Here is an 18,984-nt window from a genome sequence, read left to right on the forward strand (position 1 = left end):
CTCCTAGTTCGGGGAGCCCTGAAAGTACCCCTCCAGGGTGCCGCGGCGGCGGACATCTAGTGTGACACAGTGAAAGCCGCCACCTAACATGCGGGAGTGACGAAGCTTTACCGGCTCAACATTCATGCCTTTGCTCTCCAGCAACGCGATCAACTGGTGCTGATCGCTGTCGACGACCACGGTCTCTGGATCGATACTAAATAAATTCATATCGATCCACTCACTACCAATGGCTTTGTGAAGGTAGTCAGCACTGTGGCGCCCTTGGTTTTCCATGGGTGGGCTGTATATGACTTCCCATTCCTTGAGAAAGTCTGGAATGGTCTCGTCTGAGAGCCGTCCCGGATTGGCCAGCACCAAACCCGGCCGCAGTGCGACCAAAGTAGAGTCAATATGGCTGCCAAAATAGACGTCTTCCATGAAGTGAACTCGGTATTTGCTTCCCAGTATCGACTGTAGCCACTGTCCCCCCATTTTATTGCCAGTGGCACTCACCAGGTACAGTAAATCTCGTCCAAAGCGCAGCACATTGGCGGCGTCAAAAGCAGGCTCCAAATCTAGAGGAGTGAGATTGTCAGCCTCAGGCGCAAACAGCTCATCTTTTAGCGTGGGTCGCGGTGCACTGAACCAGCGTGCCCCTGAAGCCATGTACTCCAAAAGTAATTCGCGATAGCTGAACGTCTCCTGGCTGCGACCTCGGATAACGTTGGGAGTTTCTAGTATTTGGTCCCCGACCGTGAGCAATATATCTCGGGGGCAATAATTGTAATAACCCGGTGTGGACCAGTGCACCGTACTAAAGACGCTATCGTGATCCCAGGGAGTGGGACGACGGACGGTGACATTCGCCTGTTTTAAAACTGATGCAAAGGTCTCAAGATCCTCCTCGGCTTCCTCAATAATTTTGGCTGGGAAAGGCCCCTGCGGAATGGTGTCCAAGGGGCGCCCGGGATATTCTGCTAGTTGAGTGCTGGCATCAGCGTGGGGGAACCTTGCACCTGCGGCGGTACCAATGATGACCTCCTCAAGGGGATCCCATTCGTTACAGCTCCAAACCAAAGACATGCAGATACTCCGTAGCAACTTTAATTTTGATTGATGTTTTTATGGGCCACAGAAATATCGAGTTGACCATAAAAAAGCCGCCCTGCAGGCGGCTTAGTAAAAGGCAGTGGTAGTGAGCCTAGTTCATTGCTTCCCAGAGTGCACTGCCGTGGCAAGTCATAGCTTCGCCTTCCATCGCGGCAGCGTCAGATTCAGGGTAAGCATCCCAGAACTTGCCGTAGTCTGTGAAGTCGGGCCAAGACGATATGTACAGAAGGTCAGTGCCAGTGCCGTCGGCTGCGGCTGCTACAGGAAAATAGATCTGACTTTTCATATCTTTGCCGCCCTTTACTTTGGATGCGGCTTTTTGCCATGTCTTTGAGTACTCAAGCAATTCCTCTTCACCCATTTCGTCGTTCATTTGGCATTTCCAGATGTGGACGGGGCTACCAGCCATTGCTTGCATGGCCGTAAGTGACAGAACAGCGACAGTAGCCGCAATCAATTTTTTCATGGGAATATCCTCTGGCGGTGTGAAATTTTCTGCAGGCCAGTGTGCTACACAATTCTCTGCTTTTTAACTGATATCGGCCGAACCTTTTATCTAAACGCGACATTTTCATCGCATCTTTGGCTCGTATGCTGTGCACTTGGTGGCCTGCGGCATGGTGAGATACATGTATTTTTTCATTTATATCAATGTTTTATGGTTATTTTTATGGAGATTGGGCGTTGCAGTACCACGACTAGGGTTGGGTGGTTGGCCGCGGAGGCGGGAGTCTGGATCGGTTTACGACCTTGGGCTCTGTCACAAAGGCCCTGTCGGTCTGAGCGGCTGCTCGGGAATTGGCGCAAGCTTGAAAGTTAATATCTGCAGGATGTGCCTGTAGCGATTTGGCCTATGCAGTCAAACGGGGTCAAGGTACCAAAAATGCTCTGCTGGCACCTTCGCAGCTGGTTGGCGAGGCCCGTCTTAAGGCGGGGATTTGTTGTCGCCGAACTGGTAACCTATCAGTACTTACCGGCCAGTACATTCACTCGGCCGCTGCCATCCGAAAAAGGGTGACCTACTTGCAAGCAGGAGAGTATGACTCACCTTGAAAAAAACTGACGCCCCAAAGAAATCACGAAAACCAAAGGATCCCAATGCGGCCATTGAGGCCAGTCGCTACGAAAATCCGATTGCCAGCCGTGAGGTGATCCTCAAAATACTCGAGGATTCGGGAGAATTATTTCAGCTATCGGGTTTGGCCAGCAAACTCGATTTGTCGAGTGATCAAGATCTTGAAGCACTGCGTCGCCGCGTGATGGCGATGCGCCGCGATGGCCAGGTGCATCTTGATCGGCGGGGACGCATTGGCCTCTCTGAGCGCCTTGAGTTGCAAACCTGTCGAGTCATTGGGCATCGCGATGGTTATGGCTTCGCCACGCCTGTCGAAGGTGGTGATGACCTTTATCTCAGCAGTCGAGAAATGCAGAAAGTTTTTGACGGCGATCGCACCCTCGTAGCAACGGTGAGCACGGATGCCAAGGGGCGTCGCGAAGGCAAGGTTGTTGAGGTGTTGGAGCGCGCTGTAGAAGTACTGCCAGGTCGTTACATGGAAGAGAGCGGTATTGGTTTTCTCCTGCCCTATAACACCCGCGTTACCCAACATATTTTAATCCCGCCCAATCAAACGCGCGGTGCTCTGCCCGGTCAGATGGTGTCAGTACGCATTACCGATTACCCCACCCAAGTGCTGGGTGCCAAAGGTTCAGTCGAAGAAATTTTGGGTGACCACCTTGATCCCGGGCTTGAAATTGATATTGCCATTCGGGCTCATCAAATCCCTTGGCAGTGGCCCGATGCGGTGCTCGATGAGGCGGCGTCTTTGAGCGAGGAGCCCGACACTGATGACAAGCGTGGCCGCATCGATCTGCGAACTAAACCTTTCGTAACGATCGATGGTGAGGACGCGAGAGATTTTGACGATGCCGTGTACTGCGAGCCTGAGGGCAGCGGTTTTCGATTGTGGGTTGCGATCGCCGACGTGTCGCATTACGTAACTACTGACTCTGCCCTCGATCAGGAAGCTATTGAGCGGGGCAACTCCGTATATTTTCCTGAGCGTGTGGTACCTATGTTCCCAGAGGTGCTCTCCAACGGGCTCTGCTCGCTCAAACCCAAGGTAGATCGGTTGGCCATGGTTTGTGAGATGACCATTGGCCAAAGGGGTGATGTTGTTAGCAGTACGTTTTATGAAGCGGTGATTCACTCCCATGCCAGATTGACCTACACCGAGGTGGGTCAGGTGTTAGAACAGGGTTTTGCCGATTCGGTAGACCCTGAGCGATACCCCGGTCTGATGCATTTGCATGCCCTTTATGCCTGCCTCCGAGGGGCCCGCGAGCTGCGTGGCGCCATTGATTTCGAAACCGTTGAAACGCGTATCGAGTTTAACGCTGAGCGCAAAATTGAAGCGATTGTTCCCGTTCACCGCAATGACGCCCACAAGCTGATCGAAGAGTGCATGCTCGCAGCCAATGTGGCGACGGCTGAGTTTTTAGAGGCGGCGGGCCTGCCCGTTTTGTTTCGAGTACATGAAGGGCCTAGCACCGAGCGGCTCGCCAATGTGCGCGACTTCTTGGGTGAGCTAGGACTAGACTTGGGCGGCGGGGAAAAACCGACTCCCGAGGATTATCAGCGTCTACTAGCGGCTGCATCAGATCGAGACGATGCCTCGGTAATTCAAACGATGCTGCTACGCTCGTTAAGTCAGGCGGTCTATCAGGCAGAGAACAAGGGGCACTTTGGGTTGCATTACCCGGCCTATGCGCACTTCACCTCGCCAATCCGACGATACCCCGACTTGTTAGTGCACAGAGCGATCCGCAGTCTTATCCGCGGGGGCAAGTTCCCCAAGCAGACGCGCCGCTCTGAGGATACGCAACAACAAAGCCAGTCCTCCTACCCCTACGAGTTGGCCGCAGTTACTGCGTTGGGAGAGCGCTGTTCGTTGACCGAGCGACGTGCTGATGATGCAACGCGTGAGGTTGACGCTTGGCTTAAATGCGAATTTTTGAGGGACAGGGTAGGAGAGCAATTTTCGGGGGTCATTACGGCCGTGACGGCCTTTGGAATCTTTGTTGAGCTTCAAGACCTTTACATTGAGGGGTTGGTGCATATTAGCGCGTTGCCCGGAGACTATTACCACTTTGACGCGCCTAAGCAGCGGTTAGTAGGCGACCGAACTCGTCGCACCTTTCAACTTGGTGGATCGGTAGACGTCACGGTAGCTAGGGTTGATTTGGATGAACGAAAAATAGATTTAGAGATGGTGGGAGCCTCAGACGCGAGGCCACCTAAAGGGCGCAAAGGTGCTGGCGCTTCTCGCAAGAAGAAAAGTGCTGCGGGAAAATCTAACGCCACTGAATCAGGTGGCAAGCGAGCCAAAAAAGCGACCAGCCAAGGGCGCTCGAAAGATGCTAAATCTAAAACGGGTGGTAAGCCGGGTAAAAAGCAGGGCAGCGCGCCTCGCGCCGATGGTTCTAAGTCGGGGCGCAGCAAACGGTGAGCGATTGGGTTTATGGGTTTCATGCGGTGGAGGCACTGCTACGCAGGGAGCCCAAAGCGATCGCGGCCTTGTGGTTAGAGGCCAGCCGGCGGGATAAGCGCGCTCAGGCCCTGTTGCGTCTTGCGGCAGATCAAGGTGTAACCGTGGAGCGTGTTTCTGGAGCAGCCCTTGATGACGTGGCGTCTGGTCGTCATCAAGGCATTGCAGTTCAGGTTAAATCGGGCGCTGCCACAGAAGCGATCGACGAGGCCGGTTTAATGGCCTTGTTGCAACGTCAGGACTCGCCTTTGCTACTGATTCTGGATGGGGTCACTGACCCACACAATTTGGGTGCCTGCTTGCGTACAGCTGATGCGGCGGGCGTCACGGCGGTCGTGGTGCCTCAAGATGGTGCTGCGGGCCTCTCGCCGGTCGCGCGTAAGGTAGCCTGTGGTGCCGCCGACACCGTGCCGTTCGTTCGAGTTACCAACCTGGCGAGAACGTTGGGACAACTAAAAGCGGCGGGTGTTTGGCTAATTGGTACCAGTGATAAAGCGTCCTGCACCGTATTTGAGCAGGATTTCTCTGGGCCCCTGGCCATAGTGATGGGTGCGGAGGGTGCGGGAATGCGACGCTTGACCGAGGAAAACTGTGATTTTTTGGTAAGTTTGCCCATGCAAGGAACCGTTTCTAGCCTGAATGTGTCTGTGGCTACGGGTATCTGCCTGTTTGAGGCGGTTAGGCAGCGACAAAGCGCACAATAGGCCCAAAATAGCGCCATTGCATTGTGTCTTGGTGCTGGGTAAACTCCGCGCCTCAGAAAATTAGGCGGGGTGTAAACCCCATCTCCTTGCCATACCGCGGACGCGGGTGGCGCAATCCGAAAGGAGTGATCGAGTGCGACACTACGAAGTTGTGTTTATGGTTCATCCCGACCAGTCAGAACAGGTCCCGGGCATGATCGAGCGTTATTCAGCCGTCATCACCAAAGACGGCGGAACAGTCCACCGGCTCGAGGACTGGGGTCGGCGTCAGCTGGCCTATCACATCAATAAGGTGCACAAAGCGCACTACATCTTGATGAATGTTGAAGCTTCCAACGAAGCGATGGAAGAGTTGAGCACTACCTTCCGTTACAACGACGCCGTTATCCGAAATCTCGTAATCCGCCGCGATGAGCTGGTGACTGAAGAGTCATTGATCATGAAGGCCGAGAAAGAAGATCGTGAGCGTAAATCTCGTTATCAGGAGCGACAGGCGGCAGAAACCAAGGCCCCAGAAGCTGACAAGGATAATGAAGACGCTCCGGCAGAGGCCGAAGCCCCATCAGATTCAGATAACAGCGAGGAGTGAGCCATGTCTCGTTTTTTTCGTAGACGCAAGTTTTGCAAGTTTACCGCCGAAGGCATCAAAGAGATCGACTACAAAGATCTCGATACGCTGAAGCAGTACATCACTGAGACTGGAAAGATCGTACCCAGTCGTATTACGGGTACCAAGGCTAAGTACCAGCGACAGCTGGCCACGGCCGTCAAGCGTGCACGATTTTTGGCGCTGCTACCCTACACCGACGCTCACCAGTAAGCCGGTGAAGTAATGCGCGGCCTCGCAGAATTTATTATGCGTGGCCGCTGGCAGGCGCTAGCGGTTGCGGTAGTAGGCGCGGGAAGCCTGCTTTTTGGCTGGCTCAGTGCAGCCGCTATTGCGCTAGTAACGTTGCGCAAAGGGATCATTGACGGCAGCTGGCTGGTGCTCTGGGCATTGCTGCCAGCGTTATTAGCGGCTTGGATGAGTGGCGACATTGGCAGTATCGTGTTGCTTGCAGGTACCTTTGTACTGGCGGTGATACTGCGAACGACGGTTAGCTTGGCATTAGCGATTTTGGCCAGCGCAGCGCTCGGAATATTGGGTGGTGCGGGCTTGCTGCTGATTAGCGGTGAATTTTTAGACCAGCTGGTTGTGGTGTTCGCGGAGCTTATTGGTGACCTCGAAGCCAATATGAAGGCAAGTGGGGAGACGATAACGCTGCCGCGCCCTACACCTGGGCAGGTCGCTGGTATTCTCGCCGCCGGTAACGCAGTGACTGCAGTTTTGAGTTTGTTGTTGGCTAGATATTGGCAAGCCTTGTTGTACAACCCGGGAGGTTTTCGGGTTGAGTTCCACCGGTTACGTTTGCCGGTTGGTGCTACGCTAATTCTGGGTGGATTGGCCATTTTTTTATGGTTGCAAGCCTCTTGGATTAGCGGATGGGCAATGGTTTGGGCAGTGCCGTTGATGTTTGCGGGATTTGCTCTGGTGCACGCTTGGGTTGCGTTCACCCGCCGAGGTAACGGTAGCCTCGTCGCGTTTTATGCGATGTGGCTGTTTTTAGACCCAGTGAAAGGGTTGTTGTTGGGCTTGGTGATGGCCGATGCTCTTCTGGATTTCAGGCGTCGATGGTCTTCGGCGTCAACGGATGGGGAAGCCTGAGGCTTCTGGATTTTGTAAGAACGGTGTCGGGTAGGCCGACTGCGAGGAAGTTAAAATGGAAGTTATTTTGCTGGAAAACGTGGGTAACCTGGGAAGTCTGGGCGATAAGGTCGATGTCAAGGCGGGCTACGGGCGCAATTTTTTGATTCCCCATGGTAAGGCGGTCCCTGCGACGGGTGACAACGTGGCTAAATTTGAAGCGCGACGTGCTGAGCTCGAGGCCGCAGCAGCCGCTTCGTTGGAGGCAGCTGAGAAGCGTGCAGCGGCAATCGTCGAGTTGGCAGGCATTTCGATTGAGGCAACCGCGGGTGAAGAGGGCAAGCTCTTTGGTTCCGTGGGTACCCGCGATATCTCCGAGGCGATCACCGCAGCGGGTGTCGACATCGATAAAGCCGAAGTTCGCCTGCCAGAAGGCGTGATTAGGGACCTGGGCGAATACGAAGTTATGCTACAGCTGCACGGCAATGTCGCCACCAGTATTGCGGTATCAGTCGTCCCTGCCTGAGCCTCTGAGCAGCGTTATTAGTAGGTAGATCATACTATCTAGCGTTGCAAACCAACTTGGGCGTACCCAGTACGCCCTAGCATGGGTTATGCTGCACTGCCGGCCACCGGATAGCTGTTAATGACTCAATCTTCATCTCCCTCCTACGCCCCTTCGACGGGTGACTTAGACCTCGAGCGCATTCGCATGCAGCCGCAGTCAGTTGAGGCCGAGCGGTCGGTTATTGGCGGTTTGCTAATTTCATCTGAAGGCTGGGATGCCATCGCTGAGATTGTGGTAGCTGAGGACTTTTACCGACCGGAACACCGAGCCATATTTCGTCAGATCGCAAAACTCGTCGATTTGGGCCAGCCCGTTGACGTGATAACAGTGGCTGACCGCTTGCTGGCCACGGGAGAGCTGGACGCTGCCGGCGGCCATACCTATCTTGCTGAACTCGCGGAAACGACGCCCACGGCCGCCAACATTCGTGCTTACGCAACAGCCGTACATGAGCGCGCGGTACTCAGAAAGCTGATCGGTGCGGCGCAGGATATCGCCAATACGGGCTTTCATCCTGAGGGTCGTGCCGCTGAGGAACTGCTGGATGAGGCCGAGCGGCGCATCATGCAGATCTCCGAGGAAGGTCCCAAGACCGGCGGCGCCCGTGCCATGGAGCCGTTGTTGCAGGGTGCCCTTGAGCGGATCGAAGAGCTATTTCAAAGCGGCGGCGAAATATTAGGCTTAACGACGGGGTTTATTGATCTCGATCGCATGACTTCGGGCTTACAGGATTCAGACTTGGTGATAGTGGCGGGCCGTCCCTCGATGGGTAAAACCGCTTTTGCGATGAACCTTGTTGAGAATGCTGCCTCAGGTAGCGAAAAGCCGATATTGGTGTTCTCGATGGAGATGCCGGCGGAACAGCTTGTCATCCGCATGATGTCCTCGCTAGGTAAGATCGATCAGACCCGTGTGCGAACCGGGAAACTTGAGCAAGAGGACTGGCCTAAACTTTCCGCCGCCATGGCAAAGTTAAAGGAGGCCAACGTTTTTATTGACGATACGCCAGCACTGACGCCCACAGAAGTGCGTTCCCGAGCGCGGCGCGTCTCTAGGGAGCAAGGATCATTGGGGATGATCATGGTGGATTATCTTCAACTCATGCGGGTGGCGGGTTCTACTGAAGGGCGTACAGCAGAAATCTCAGAAATTTCTCGCAGCCTGAAAGCTATTGCTAAAGAGTTTAAGTGTCCGGTTGTTGCGCTATCACAGTTGAATCGAGCACTTGAGCAGAGACCCAATAAGCGCCCCGTAAATTCAGATCTTCGTGAGTCGGGAGCGATTGAGCAGGATGCTGACGTCATCATGTTTATCTATCGTGATGAGGTCTATCACGAGGATTCTCCGGATCAAGGCACCGCTGAGATTATTATTGGCAAGCAGCGAAATGGTCCTATAGGCACCTGTCGCCTGGCCTTTCAGGGCGAATATACCCGCTTTGATAATTTAGCTAGGGGTGATTACGGCGGTTACGCCTAACACGCTCAAAGCAACTTCTCCTAAGCCGACGCGCCATGGTGCCGTTCCATGGGGCTCACCGGAGACGAAGCATTACAGGTCTAGCGTCTCTCGAAGCTTGCTCAGAGCCTGTTGCCGTTCTTCTTTAGACATCGCAACGGTTGCTGGCTCAGGAAGCTCAGCGCGTGTTGGCAATACTATCGTTTCGCCCCGACTCAATCGAGCTACCCAGCGATCGTAATGGCCTTTGTAAACCGGCAGGGTCATGCGTTCGGCATTGTTGCTCAAAAAAAACCAATCACTGTCCCGTCCTGCGAAGTACACCACCGGGTGCGACCAGGTTTGTGCCAGTTTGGGTGATGGTTTCTCGCAGGCTTCTATAAAAGCGTCTCTTAAGGGTGGTACGCCTAGCCGCTCAAGGGCCAGTTGGCAGCAGTCGAGCATGCGCTTGAGTGTAGGTAAGTAATCACTATCTTCAATTGCGCGCTTTGCCCCGGTTAATATTGATTCCGCGGTGAAGCTGGAGAGTGCTTCTAGCCAAAGGCGTTTTATTTGGTTCAGCTGGGTGGTGTCGGCATAGGCCGCGTAAAACTGATTGTGATAATTCAGCCTGAACAGGGCAAAAACCTGATTGATCGTATCGGCCAAGTCATCTCTAGGTGTCGCATCAGTTGGCCCAGCTGGTATCGCTGAGGTCGTCAGCGATGGATCGGTCCCGCGTACGATGTTCTCCGCCAGACTGCCCACGTCCTTGCTGTCCGCCATGGTCATTCCCTTTTTTGCCTGATTGTCCTTGTTCCCAGCGCCACTGGTGTTTGACGTGCTGCAAGAATTTGCTGTTCCAAGAGGTTTGGAGGTCTCCGGAGTCGCACCAGAAAACTCGGAATTCCCCCAGGCGTTCTGTGGCGTAGCTGCGTTCAATATTTGACAGCGCCAACACCTCAAAGACCTGCTCGCTGGGTTGCCAGTCCTGTGTCATGGGTCGAGGCTCGGGGCTGTGGCCTAGCCCTGCCTGAAAGCGTACCCAGCGTTGTCTAATCCAGCCTATGAATTTGCTGTTGACCTCTTTGGGCGGTCCGCCACGTTCTCGCCAGTACAAAATAAACTCGGGTCGCATTGAGTCTATGAATTCAAGGTCGACACCGTTACCCGCCATAATGTCCAATGCGTCATCGCTAGGGCGCCAGTTTTGATCGAAGGCCGGGGGTGCAGTAATTTCAAAGGCTGGGTGCTGACTTTGGTGACGTCTCCAAGCGCTGAGTACATGCTGCCTGAAGCGATTGTCTGGTGCAGGGTCGGTTGGGGCCGGGCTGAACTGGGGCAGTTGCGACAAAGCAAATTGTCTGTTGATCCCGTGGCTCAGGTGCAGCAAATCTAAGAGGTCTTCTGACGGTTGCCAAGATCGCGCAGCTGCTTTAACGACTGGAGGCTCCGGTGACTTTTTTTCGGCTTGATAAGGGCTTGGTGGCGCCTTTGCATTTGGGTTGGACCGACCGGGTGCCGGTTGGGTTTGGGCCTTATCTGCTGCGAGTGCCGATGGCGCTGCCACTGCAGAAATTCGGACGACGTCAGCATTCTGATTTTCATGGCGCACATGAATGATACCCAGAGCTTCAAGTCGCTCAAGAAGCTCACGAATTTTAGGCACCGCCCAGAAGGGGAAATTACGCTCAAACTCCGAAAGTGCGACGCATTGGCTTGCCTGCGGTCTGTCCAATAGCAGTTCGCCTAGCCCCTGCAGCAAAATGGCTTCCTCTAAGCCAATGGTCGCGGCAAGATCTGGCGAAAACGTCAGCTGGCGATCGGGAATGAGGGAACCTGGCGGCATGAAGTTAGGGATCTTAGGCTTGGGTTTGCTAGCATACCGCTGTGAGGCCTGTTCGTGCACCTCCTTGTCGCTAATCTTCTTCTAGGAATCGTTTATGCCCAAATCAAAGACCGCATTTGTTTGTAACGACTGCGGTGCAGACTACGGCAAGTGGCAAGGACAGTGTGGTGAGTGTTCAGCGTGGAATACCATCACAGAAATTCGCCTAGGCCCCGCCAGTAGCGGAAAAAGCAGTCTGCGGGGAGGCCGAGGAGGGTACGCGGGAGCGAGAGCGGAGGTGAAAGTTCTCAAAGATATTGATCTTGTCGACGTACCTCGGTTCAGCAGTGGTTTTACTGAGCTTGATCGGGTGTTGGGCGGGGGGTTGGTGCCCGGTTCGGCAATTCTCATCGGCGGCCACCCCGGCGCAGGAAAAAGCACCTTGCTGCTGCAAACACTTTGTCACCTTGCTGCGGGTGGCCCTGCACTGTATGTCACTGGTGAAGAAAGTCCCCAGCAAGTGGCCATGCGCGCTGATCGCCTAGAGCTCGCCGTTGATGCCTTACAGCTTATGGCGGAAACCGAAGTGGATGCCATTCTTGCGGCCGCCGATGAAATGCGACCCCGAGTCATGGTGGTGGACTCCATACAGGTGATGCATTCAGAGGGTATTGCTTCAGCCCCGGGTAGCGTTTCGCAGGTACGCGACTGCGCGGCACAACTGACGCGGTACGCCAAGCAGTCGGGGGTGGTTCTAATTTTGGTTGGCCACGTGACCAAAGATGGCAATCTCGCGGGTCCAAAAGTGCTGGAGCACATGATTGATTGCTCCATTTTGCTTGAGGGAGAACATGACTCCCGTTTTCGCACTCTGCGAAGTAGTAAAAATCGTTTTGGTGCGGTCAACGAACTCGGTGTCTTTGCGATGACCGATAGAGGCATGCGCGAAGTAAAAAACCCTTCAGCTATATTTCTTGATCGAGCTGAGGAGCCGGCATCGGGGACAACCGTCATGGTGGTGTGGGAGGGTACTCGACCGCTGCTGGTGGAGATTCAGGCCTTGGTCGACGACAGCTCGCTTGGCAATCCCCGACGGGTCGCGGTGGGATTTGAGCAAAACAGGCTTGCGATGCTGTTGGCGGTGCTGCACCGCCACGGCGGTATTATGGTGGGCGATCAAGATGTCTTCGCCAATGTCGTAGGTGGTGTTCGAGTGACAGAGACCAGTGCCGATCTCGCGCTGCTGGTCGCCGTTGTCTCCAGCCTGAAGAACCGCATTTTATCGCGAGATTGGGTCGTCTTTGGCGAAGTTGGGCTGTCGGGAGAAATTCGTCCAGTACCCTCGGGACAAGAGCGACTGAGTGAGGCTGCGAAACACGGTTTCAAGCGCGCAATTGTGCCTAAGGGGAATGTACCCAAGCAGGCAATCGCGGGCCTTGAAGTCATTGGCGTCACCCGGCTGTCTGAAGCGTTAGAGGCCCTGCTGTGAGCCGATTTTTCTGACGACCTGAGGCGTCAGCAGGGCTTGGTGTTGCAGGCCTTTGCGCTTAGCCCATTAATTTGCGGTGTTTCACACGGCTGGGCATATCGGCGTCCTTGCCCAAGCGTGCGACGCGATCTTCTTCATATTCCGTGAAGTTACCTTGATGGAATGTCACGCTGCCATCGTCTTCGTAAGCCAATATGTGGGTGGCAATACGGTCTAAAAACCAGCGGTCGTGAGAAATGACCAGGGCGGAGCCTGGAAATGCGAGGATGGCCTCTTCCAAAGCTCGAAGGGTTTCAATGTCGAGGTCATTAGTAGGCTCGTCGAGCAGCAGCATGTTGCCACCTTGTTTGAGGAGCTTGGCCAAGTGCAGGCGGTTGCGCTCACCCCCCGACAGATCTTTTACAAATTTTTGTTGGTCCGAACCTTTAAAGTTGAAGCGTCCGACGTAGGATCGCGAAGGCACCTCGTAACTGCCAATGCGCATAATATCGAGGCCATCAGAGATTTCTTCCCAAACGGTTTTACTGCCATCTAAATCATCCCGAGACTGATCGACGTAAGACAGTTGCACCGTTTCACCCAGCTCAATTTCACCGCCGTCAGGTTTTTCTATGCCCATTAACAATTTGAAGAGTGTGGACTTACCCATGCCATTGGCGCCGATAATGCCGACAATGCTGCCGGTAGGCACGGTGAAAGTGACGTCGTCAAAAAGAAGCCGATCGCCGAAGGTTTTTCGTAGGTTTTTAACCTCAATAACTTTATCGCCCAGCCTAGGTCCTGGTGGAATATAAATTTCATTCGTCTCGTTGCGTGTTTGGAACTCTTGGGAATTTAACTCCTCAAAGCGCGCAAGGCGGGCTTTGCTTTTGGCTTGACGGCCCTTGGGGTTGGATCGCACCCATTCCAGTTCGGCTTTAATGGCTTTTTGATGGGCGGCCTCGGTGCGCTGTTCCTGCTCGAGGCGAGTCTCTTTGGCTTCGAGCCATGTTGAATAATTGCCTTCGTAGGGAATACCTCGGCCACGATCCAGTTCCAAGATCCAGCCCGCGGCATTGTCTAAGAAGTAGCGGTCGTGCGTAATGGCCACAACGGTACCGGAAAAATTCTCAAGGAAGCGCTCAAGCCACGCCACCGACTCTGCGTCGAGGTGGTTAGTGGGTTCGTCGAGCAACAGCATATCGGGTTCGGATAACAGAAGTCGGCACAGCGCGACCCGGCGCCGCTCTCCGCCAGACAGCGTCGCCACGTCGCTGTCCCAAGGCGGGAGCCGCAGCGCATTGGCCGCAATATCTAGGCGAGTATCAAGGTTGTGGGCATCCTTCGCCTGAATAACATCCTCATAGCGCGCTTGCTTTTTCGCCAGCTCATCAAAGTCGGCATCGGGCTCCGCGTAGGCGGCATAAACAGCGTCCAGACCTTGCAGGGCGTCGATGGCTTCCTGGACACCTTCTTCAACATTGCCACGAACATCCTTGTCGGGGTTTAGCTGGGGCTCCTGAGGGAGGTAGCCAATATTAATGCCGGGCTGTGGCCTTGCTTCACCTTGGATATCGGTATCGAGGCCTGCCATGATTTTAAGCAGCGTCGACTTTCCTGCGCCATTGAGGCCGAGCACGCCAATCTTAGCGCCGGGGAAAAAAGACAAAGAGATATCTTTGAGGATCTCACGCTTCGGTGGGACCATTTTGCCAACGCGGTTCATGGTGTAAACGTATTGCGCGCACATAGGAAGAGCTCGTTAATTAGCAGGTGGGAGGTAGTGTGTTTGTTCTATGGGCGCATCTTACCCGATGGCGGCGGCCAAAGATGACTAAAAGTCCTTTGTCTTGACACAAAATATTTATTTAGGTAGTCTAACTAAATGAATAAGCAGCCCACCAAACCCGGCAAACCCTCCACGACCTATAGAGCCCTAAGGCTCATGCGCATTATCAGCGAAAACGCCCAGCGCGCTCTGGAAAATCGACTCCCCAACAGGCTGACATCCCGTCAATTTGAGGTCTTAAATCGACTGTATTTTGTGGGAGACCAAACAGTCTCTCAGCTGTCCGCGGCCTTTGAAGTATCAGCCCCTTCAATGAGTCAAATGATCACGCGGCTCCGGCTCGAAGGGGTCATCGAAACAACTCGCAAATCAGATGATGCACGCGCCAAGCTGGTTTGCCTCACCGAGGACGGCAAAGGTATTTTGGAATCCACAGTCCAATCTTTGATGACCGGTTTTGAGCCGGTTGAGGAAGCTTTGGGCGATGCGCGGTTGCAGCATCTGCTCCAAGAGCTGGAGGTGGTACATGGTGCTCTACGTAGGGTCGCTTCGGGAACGAAGGGTAAAGATACTGATGCCGAACCCTAAATCGCGAGAGGCTTATGGTGCGTGCGACCCCAAGGCCGACCCCAATAAGCCGCTTAAATGGACCACCGCATCGCCGTGGTTGGCAGGGGTAGTGCTGGTTTGGGCGGCCAGTACGCTGATTTTTTTTCTGGCGGCACCATTTTCGCCGTCACTGCCGCCGATAGCTCAGGGGGCATTGTTGAATCTACTGTCTATTTACCTGCCGGTTTTCTCGCTGGCGGTTTGCTTGCTTCTCTTCCTTACTCGAAAGCGTGCGGCGATTGATTGGCAGCATAATTTTTCCCTTGATCAGATGACGGCAGTTAAAGAGAGCGTCATGGTCTTTGGCTATCTGCTGATAACGCAGCTGGTGTTGGGTGTCTGGGGACATGCAGGCCTGCACTTTCCGGGTCCCGACATGTACGACCCGCTTCTTCACGATCTGCGTAGTGTCGCTATCTGGGTTGCGCTGTACGTGGCGACTTATATCGTGGTACCTGTTGCTTGGTTGTCTTTTCGTGCTTTCGACTGGTTAGGCTTGCTCAAGACACTGAGGTGGAAACGCGACCTCTGGATCATTGCCGCATACTGGGCACTGGACTTTTTTGGTCCCATCGTGGCTGGGGCCAACTTCTTGGGTCTCGATAGCTGGGTGTATGGCCTAGGAATTTCCGGAGGAATTATCGTGAATACCTTGGGCGCCGGATTGCCTGTTGTGATCCTCATGCACATTATTTTGATACCTCGCCTGGCAATCATTTTTAACAGCAAGTTCACAGTGATTGCGATCGCAGGGCTTTTTTATGCCATTTTTAGCCTGTTTGATCCTGGCGTCGACTACAGCAATGGGCAGCAAGCGCTGCTGAGTGTGACTTATATTGTGATGACTCAGATGCTTGTTGGCATGGGGAAGGCTGCCTTTACGGTGGTAACCGGCAACCCCTTTATCCACTTCATAACACTTCACGTGCTTAGTGCACGCATACCTCTGGACACCGAAATGTACGGAGAGATTTTTAACGCCCAGTAGACATACTCGGGCCATTTAACGAGCGGTGACCACGGCCCTTGGTGAATATTGGTTTTCCAAAAAAGTTCCAACTGGTCGTCCTGCTAAACCGTCTCGTCGTTTATGACTACCCTCCTTTTTTCTCCCTCGGTATGTTGGCGTGCGCTAAAAAAAACAAAACCATCATCTGGGGAGTTCTCAATCACCATGAGTCATCACAAAGTTTTTAGAAAAGCACCAATTGCTGCCGGTGTAGCACTGGCGGTCGCATCACAGCTGAGCTTTGCTCAAGACGCATCCGATGAGGGGGGCAATAACGCCTCTGACACGGTAATGGAAGAAGTCATCGTAACTGGCATTCGCCAGAGCCTGCAAAAATCGGCTGATATTAAGCGCGACGACGCAGGCGTCGTTGACGCGATTACGGCTGAGGATATTGGCGCATTTCCTGATACCAACCTTGCCGAGGCACTCCAGCGAGTGACCGGCGTAGCGATTGATAGAACCCGTGGCGAAGGTCAGTACGTGACCGTTCGTGGTTTTGGTCCGGCATTTAACTTGGTAACGCTCAACGGCCGACAAATGCCAACAACGGGCGGGGATAGCCGTTCATTCGACTTCAGCAACCTGGCTGTTGAAGGCGTCTCAAGGGTAGAGGTCTATAAAAGCGGTAAGGCCGACGTCCCAACGGGCGGAATTGGTTCCACCATAAACATTGTAACGACGCGCCCTTTGGACTCCCCCGGCTTTAATGCCACCGTTGCTGCATCGGCGATGCACGACACATCAACAGAGACAGGCGATGACTTCACACCGGAAGTTTCACTGCTTATTTCGAATACTTTCCTTGACGACACCGTGGGTATTTCCTTGAGCGCGGTACGCCAAGAGCGAAACAATGGCGCTGCTACCGCGAGTGTTGCGGGTTGGCGTAGTTTTGCCGGAGACGTGGATAACTGCTGGTGTAGTGCACGACCTTCTGAGTGGGGCGGTATTCCCTACGACCTAGCGTCACAGCAAAACAGGCCCACAGGTGCTGACGAGCAATATTCAGTTCCTCAGAACACCGGCTATGAATTTGCCGAGTGGGATCGTGTGCGCACTAACGGGCAGTTGACTATGCAGTGGGCTCCGACGGAGCGCCTGACTGCGACCGTTGATTACACTTACTCCGAAGTAGAGCTCGAGCGCACTTTCACGAATTACTCGGCTTGGTACAACTTCGGTGGTCAAGAAACTGTTTGGGATGGCAACAATAGCAACGCTTCGCCAACCACCTACGCGGAATTTAATGGCGGTACCGGTGACTTCGCTATGGCTGGCGGCAGCGATGCGACCGTCGCAGAGAACACCTCGATCGGCATTAACTTGGCTTGGGATGTGACTGATCGACTGTCACTTATGTTTGATTACCACGATTCTGATGCCGAGCAGCGCCCCGACAGTCCTTTTGGCAGCTCTTCCCAGCTGGCCATTTCGGCATTTTCTCGAGACAAGACAACCACTTATTTCGATCGTGGAGACTTGCCAGTTCTGGCTTTGGATTTGTCTAACCCTCTTAGTACCGACGACATGATTGTTACCGGTAGTGTTTTCGCGAATAACTACGCCAAAATGGAAATCGAACAAGCCCGTTTTGGTGGCTCATTCGACTTTAACCCTGACGGCGTCGTTAAGAGCATCGACTTTGGTGTTGAGTTCACGGAGGTTAACAACCGCTCGGCAGGCTCTGTGGTGCAGCGTGATGCTTGGGGTGGTGTATCTCAGGTAGGTGCTATTGCAGACCTATTGACCGAGGTTTCCTCTGCAGGTCGATTTGATGAAATTTCCGGCGGCAGTGATCCTGAGCTAGTGACAAACTATTACGCTTTTGACATGCCAGCGCTTATCGAACGCACAGAACAGTTGATGGCCAGTGGTGATGCTGCCACTTTCGCGGTGCCTGATATGGGTGATTGTGGAACGGGCCTGTGTGCTTCAAGCACTTACAGCTCCGATCGACGGACCACTGAAGAGCAGCTCGCCGCTTACTTTCAAGTGAATATGGGCTTTGACATCGGCGCCGTACCTGTTGATGTTCGTCTTGGTGTGCGTTACGAGGAGACTGATATCGACTCCCAGGCATTGGCACCCAGCTATTCAAGGGTCGATTGGGTTGGTGGCAATGAGTTCAGTGCAGTGCCGGGAGAGGCAGACTTTACCGAGCTGAGTGGTAGCTATGACAACGTGTTGCCTAATCTTGACGTTAAAGTAGGCTTGACCGAAACGATTGTTGCTCGATTCTCTTACAGCAAAACAATGACACGCCCGAATTACAGAGACATACAGGGTGGCCAAACCATTGACCAACTGCTGCGAATCGACGGTGGTACGGGATCACGGGGCAACCCCAACCTCAAGCCTTTCGAGTCTGACAACATTGACCTTTCTTTCGAGTGGTACTACGGCGACGCCAGCTATTTCTCGGTAGGTTACTTCACCAAAGACGTTGAAAACTTCATTGGCTTTGCTGAATTCAACGAAACGCTGTTTGACCTTCCACACCCGGGTAATGGCAGCTATGCCGATGAAGCTCGGGCAGCGTTAGGCAACGCTGCGACTTCCGGTGAGCTTTACGATTGGATTCTTGCCAACAAAGAAGGGTCTCCCGGGGTTAACACGGCTAACGGTTCGATCACTGGTCAGTCTGGGGACAGTCTTGCTAACTTCCGTGTGACTGCACCGATTAACCAAGATGACGATACCGTTGACGGCTGGGAGATTAACCTTCAGCACACCTTTGGTCAGACTGGCTTTGGCTTTATCGCAAACGCCACACTGGTTGAGTCAGATACCGAATACGATAATACGAACCGCACCCAGCAGTTTGTAGTCTCTGGTATCGGTGATTCCGCAAACCTTATTGGCTTTTATGAGAACGACCGATTCTCAATTCGAGTGGCTTACAACTGGCGGGATGACTTCCTGGCGGGTACGGGCCAGGCCAACGTTGGCGCTATTCCACCGACTTACGTCGGCGAATACGACCAGTGGGATATCGGTGCGCAATTTAACGTGACAGATAACCTGTCAATTTTTGCGGATGCAATCAACATCACGGACGAGACAACCTATGTCTATGGGCGTAGTGAATCTCAACCATTGTTCGTTGCGCAGCAAGGTGCCCGATATAATGTAGGTGTGCGCTATACCTTCTAATACGGCAAGGCACTGATGATAAAGCTGCCCTCGGGCAGCTTTTGTCGTTTAAAGAGCGCTAAAATAAGAACCAGAAAAAACAACGCACAGGTGTT

Annotated in this window: 16 protein-coding genes; 11 read left to right on the forward strand and 5 right to left on the reverse strand. The window is 53.6% G+C overall.

Annotation, left to right across the window (positions count from 1 at the left end; all coding sequences use genetic code 11):
* Positions 1–3: 3 nt before the first annotated feature.
* The gene (locus ACMAZB_RS02465) at positions 4–1,065 is read right to left on the reverse strand and encodes an inosamine-phosphate amidinotransferase 1 (RefSeq protein WP_435219270.1); all 1,062 of its coding nucleotides are present in this window, start codon (positions 1,063–1,065) and stop codon (positions 4–6) included.
* Between the two features lie 118 nt (positions 1,066–1,183).
* Positions 1,184–1,558 (reverse strand): hypothetical protein, encoded by a 375-nt coding sequence (locus tag ACMAZB_RS02470; RefSeq protein ID WP_435219272.1) that lies wholly within the window; start codon positions 1,556–1,558, stop codon positions 1,184–1,186.
* A gap of 583 nt (positions 1,559–2,141) precedes the next feature.
* Here ACMAZB_RS02470 and rnr point away from each other — a divergent pair.
* From rnr to dnaB, 7 genes are all read left to right on the forward strand, one after another.
* A complete protein-coding gene (gene rnr / locus ACMAZB_RS02475; RefSeq protein ID WP_435219274.1) occupies positions 2,142–4,598 on the forward strand; it encodes a ribonuclease R in 2,457 nt (818 codons plus the stop codon).
* Complete coding sequence (gene rlmB / locus ACMAZB_RS02480; RefSeq protein ID WP_435219276.1) at positions 4,595–5,341, forward strand: 23S rRNA (guanosine(2251)-2'-O)-methyltransferase RlmB; 747 nt, start codon at positions 4,595–4,597, stop codon at positions 5,339–5,341. Before rnr ends, rlmB begins: the two co-directional genes overlap by 4 nt.
* A gap of 133 nt (positions 5,342–5,474) precedes the next feature.
* Positions 5,475–5,930, forward strand: coding sequence for a 30S ribosomal protein S6 (gene rpsF, locus ACMAZB_RS02485; protein ID WP_435219278.1), 456 nt, complete (start codon positions 5,475–5,477; stop codon positions 5,928–5,930).
* A 3-nt stretch (positions 5,931–5,933) separates the two neighbouring features.
* A complete protein-coding gene (gene rpsR, locus ACMAZB_RS02490) occupies positions 5,934–6,161 on the forward strand; it encodes a 30S ribosomal protein S18 (protein WP_435214133.1) in 228 nt (75 codons plus the stop codon).
* 12 nt (positions 6,162–6,173) lie between these two features.
* Positions 6,174–7,046: a hypothetical protein gene (locus ACMAZB_RS02495; protein WP_435219280.1), complete on the forward strand. Its 873-nt coding sequence runs from the start codon at positions 6,174–6,176 to the stop codon at positions 7,044–7,046.
* Positions 7,047–7,101: 55 nt separating this feature from the next.
* Positions 7,102–7,551, forward strand: a complete 450-nt coding sequence (gene rplI / locus ACMAZB_RS02500) for a 50S ribosomal protein L9 (protein ID WP_435214137.1) — start codon at positions 7,102–7,104, stop codon at positions 7,549–7,551.
* A gap of 186 nt (positions 7,552–7,737) precedes the next feature.
* Positions 7,738–9,072 carry a replicative DNA helicase gene (gene dnaB / locus ACMAZB_RS02505; protein ID WP_435220120.1) on the forward strand — a complete coding sequence of 445 codons (1,335 nt, stop codon included), beginning with the start codon at positions 7,738–7,740 and terminating at the stop codon, positions 9,070–9,072.
* Positions 9,073–9,144: 72 nt separating this feature from the next.
* Here dnaB and ACMAZB_RS02510 read toward each other — a convergent pair whose 3' ends face one another.
* The gene (locus ACMAZB_RS02510; protein WP_435219282.1) at positions 9,145–9,816 is read right to left on the reverse strand and encodes a replication protein P; all 672 of its coding nucleotides are present in this window, start codon (positions 9,814–9,816) and stop codon (positions 9,145–9,147) included.
* Positions 9,719–10,879: a DnaT-like ssDNA-binding domain-containing protein gene (locus ACMAZB_RS02515; RefSeq protein WP_435219284.1), complete on the reverse strand. Its 1,161-nt coding sequence runs from the start codon at positions 10,877–10,879 to the stop codon at positions 9,719–9,721. Before ACMAZB_RS02515 ends, ACMAZB_RS02510 begins: the two co-directional genes overlap by 98 nt.
* Before the next feature lie 94 nt (positions 10,880–10,973).
* Here ACMAZB_RS02515 and radA point away from each other — a divergent pair, with 94 nt between their 5' ends.
* Positions 10,974–12,347, forward strand: coding sequence for a DNA repair protein RadA (gene radA, locus ACMAZB_RS02520; protein WP_435219286.1), 1,374 nt, complete (start codon positions 10,974–10,976; stop codon positions 12,345–12,347).
* A gap of 58 nt (positions 12,348–12,405) precedes the next feature.
* On the opposite strand, the gene ettA is transcribed toward radA, so the two are convergent.
* Entirely contained in the window at positions 12,406–14,076 is a 1,671-nt protein-coding gene (gene ettA, locus ACMAZB_RS02525) for an energy-dependent translational throttle protein EttA (protein ID WP_435219288.1), read from the reverse strand.
* Positions 14,077–14,211: 135 nt separating this feature from the next.
* On the opposite strand from ettA, the gene ACMAZB_RS02530 reads away from it, so the two are divergent.
* The 3 genes from ACMAZB_RS02530 to ACMAZB_RS02540 all read left to right on the forward strand — a co-directional run bounded on the left by ACMAZB_RS02530 (position 14,212) and on the right by ACMAZB_RS02540 (position 18,889).
* On the forward strand, positions 14,212–14,703 hold the full coding sequence (locus ACMAZB_RS02530; RefSeq protein ID WP_435219289.1) for a MarR family winged helix-turn-helix transcriptional regulator: 492 nt from the start codon (positions 14,212–14,214) through the stop codon (positions 14,701–14,703).
* The gene (locus tag ACMAZB_RS02535; RefSeq protein ID WP_435219290.1) at positions 14,690–15,712 is read left to right on the forward strand and encodes a hypothetical protein; all 1,023 of its coding nucleotides are present in this window, start codon (positions 14,690–14,692) and stop codon (positions 15,710–15,712) included. The genes ACMAZB_RS02530 and ACMAZB_RS02535 overlap by 14 nt, the downstream gene beginning before the upstream one ends.
* 186 nt (positions 15,713–15,898) lie before the next feature.
* On the forward strand, positions 15,899–18,889 hold the full coding sequence (locus ACMAZB_RS02540) for a TonB-dependent receptor (protein ID WP_435219291.1): 2,991 nt from the start codon (positions 15,899–15,901) through the stop codon (positions 18,887–18,889).
* The last annotated feature ends 95 nt before the right edge of the window (positions 18,890–18,984 follow it).

The sequence above is a fragment of the Luminiphilus sp. nBUS_07 genome, from assembly GCF_051201685.1.
In the GTDB taxonomy this organism is placed as follows: domain Bacteria; phylum Pseudomonadota; class Gammaproteobacteria; order Pseudomonadales; family Halieaceae; genus Luminiphilus.

Excerpts from the sequence above, each read along its gene's own strand:
- ACMAZB_RS02465 (WP_435219270.1), bottom strand. The coding sequence starts at position 1,065 with ATGTCTTTGGTTTGGAGCTGTAACGAATGGGATCCCCTTGAGGAGGTC.
- ACMAZB_RS02530 (WP_435219289.1), top strand. The coding sequence starts at position 14,212 with ATGAATAAGCAGCCCACCAAACCCGGCAAACCCTCCACGACCTATAGA.
- ACMAZB_RS02535 (WP_435219290.1), top strand. The coding sequence starts at position 14,690 with ATGCCGAACCCTAAATCGCGAGAGGCTTATGGTGCGTGCGACCCCAAG.
- ettA (WP_435219288.1), bottom strand. The coding sequence starts at position 14,076 with ATGTGCGCGCAATACGTTTACACCATGAACCGCGTTGGCAAAATGGTC.
- radA (WP_435219286.1), top strand. The coding sequence starts at position 10,974 with ATGCCCAAATCAAAGACCGCATTTGTTTGTAACGACTGCGGTGCAGAC.
- ACMAZB_RS02510 (WP_435219282.1), bottom strand. The coding sequence starts at position 9,816 with ATGGCGGACAGCAAGGACGTGGGCAGTCTGGCGGAGAACATCGTACGC.
- rpsR (WP_435214133.1), top strand. The coding sequence starts at position 5,934 with ATGTCTCGTTTTTTTCGTAGACGCAAGTTTTGCAAGTTTACCGCCGAA.
- dnaB (WP_435220120.1), top strand. The coding sequence starts at position 7,738 with ATGCAGCCGCAGTCAGTTGAGGCCGAGCGGTCGGTTATTGGCGGTTTG.
- rplI (WP_435214137.1), top strand. The coding sequence starts at position 7,102 with ATGGAAGTTATTTTGCTGGAAAACGTGGGTAACCTGGGAAGTCTGGGC.
- ACMAZB_RS02515 (WP_435219284.1), bottom strand. The coding sequence starts at position 10,879 with ATGCCGCCAGGTTCCCTCATTCCCGATCGCCAGCTGACGTTTTCGCCA.
- ACMAZB_RS02470 (WP_435219272.1), bottom strand. The coding sequence starts at position 1,558 with ATGAAAAAATTGATTGCGGCTACTGTCGCTGTTCTGTCACTTACGGCC.
- ACMAZB_RS02495 (WP_435219280.1), top strand. The coding sequence starts at position 6,174 with ATGCGCGGCCTCGCAGAATTTATTATGCGTGGCCGCTGGCAGGCGCTA.
- ACMAZB_RS02540 (WP_435219291.1), top strand. The coding sequence starts at position 15,899 with ATGAGTCATCACAAAGTTTTTAGAAAAGCACCAATTGCTGCCGGTGTA.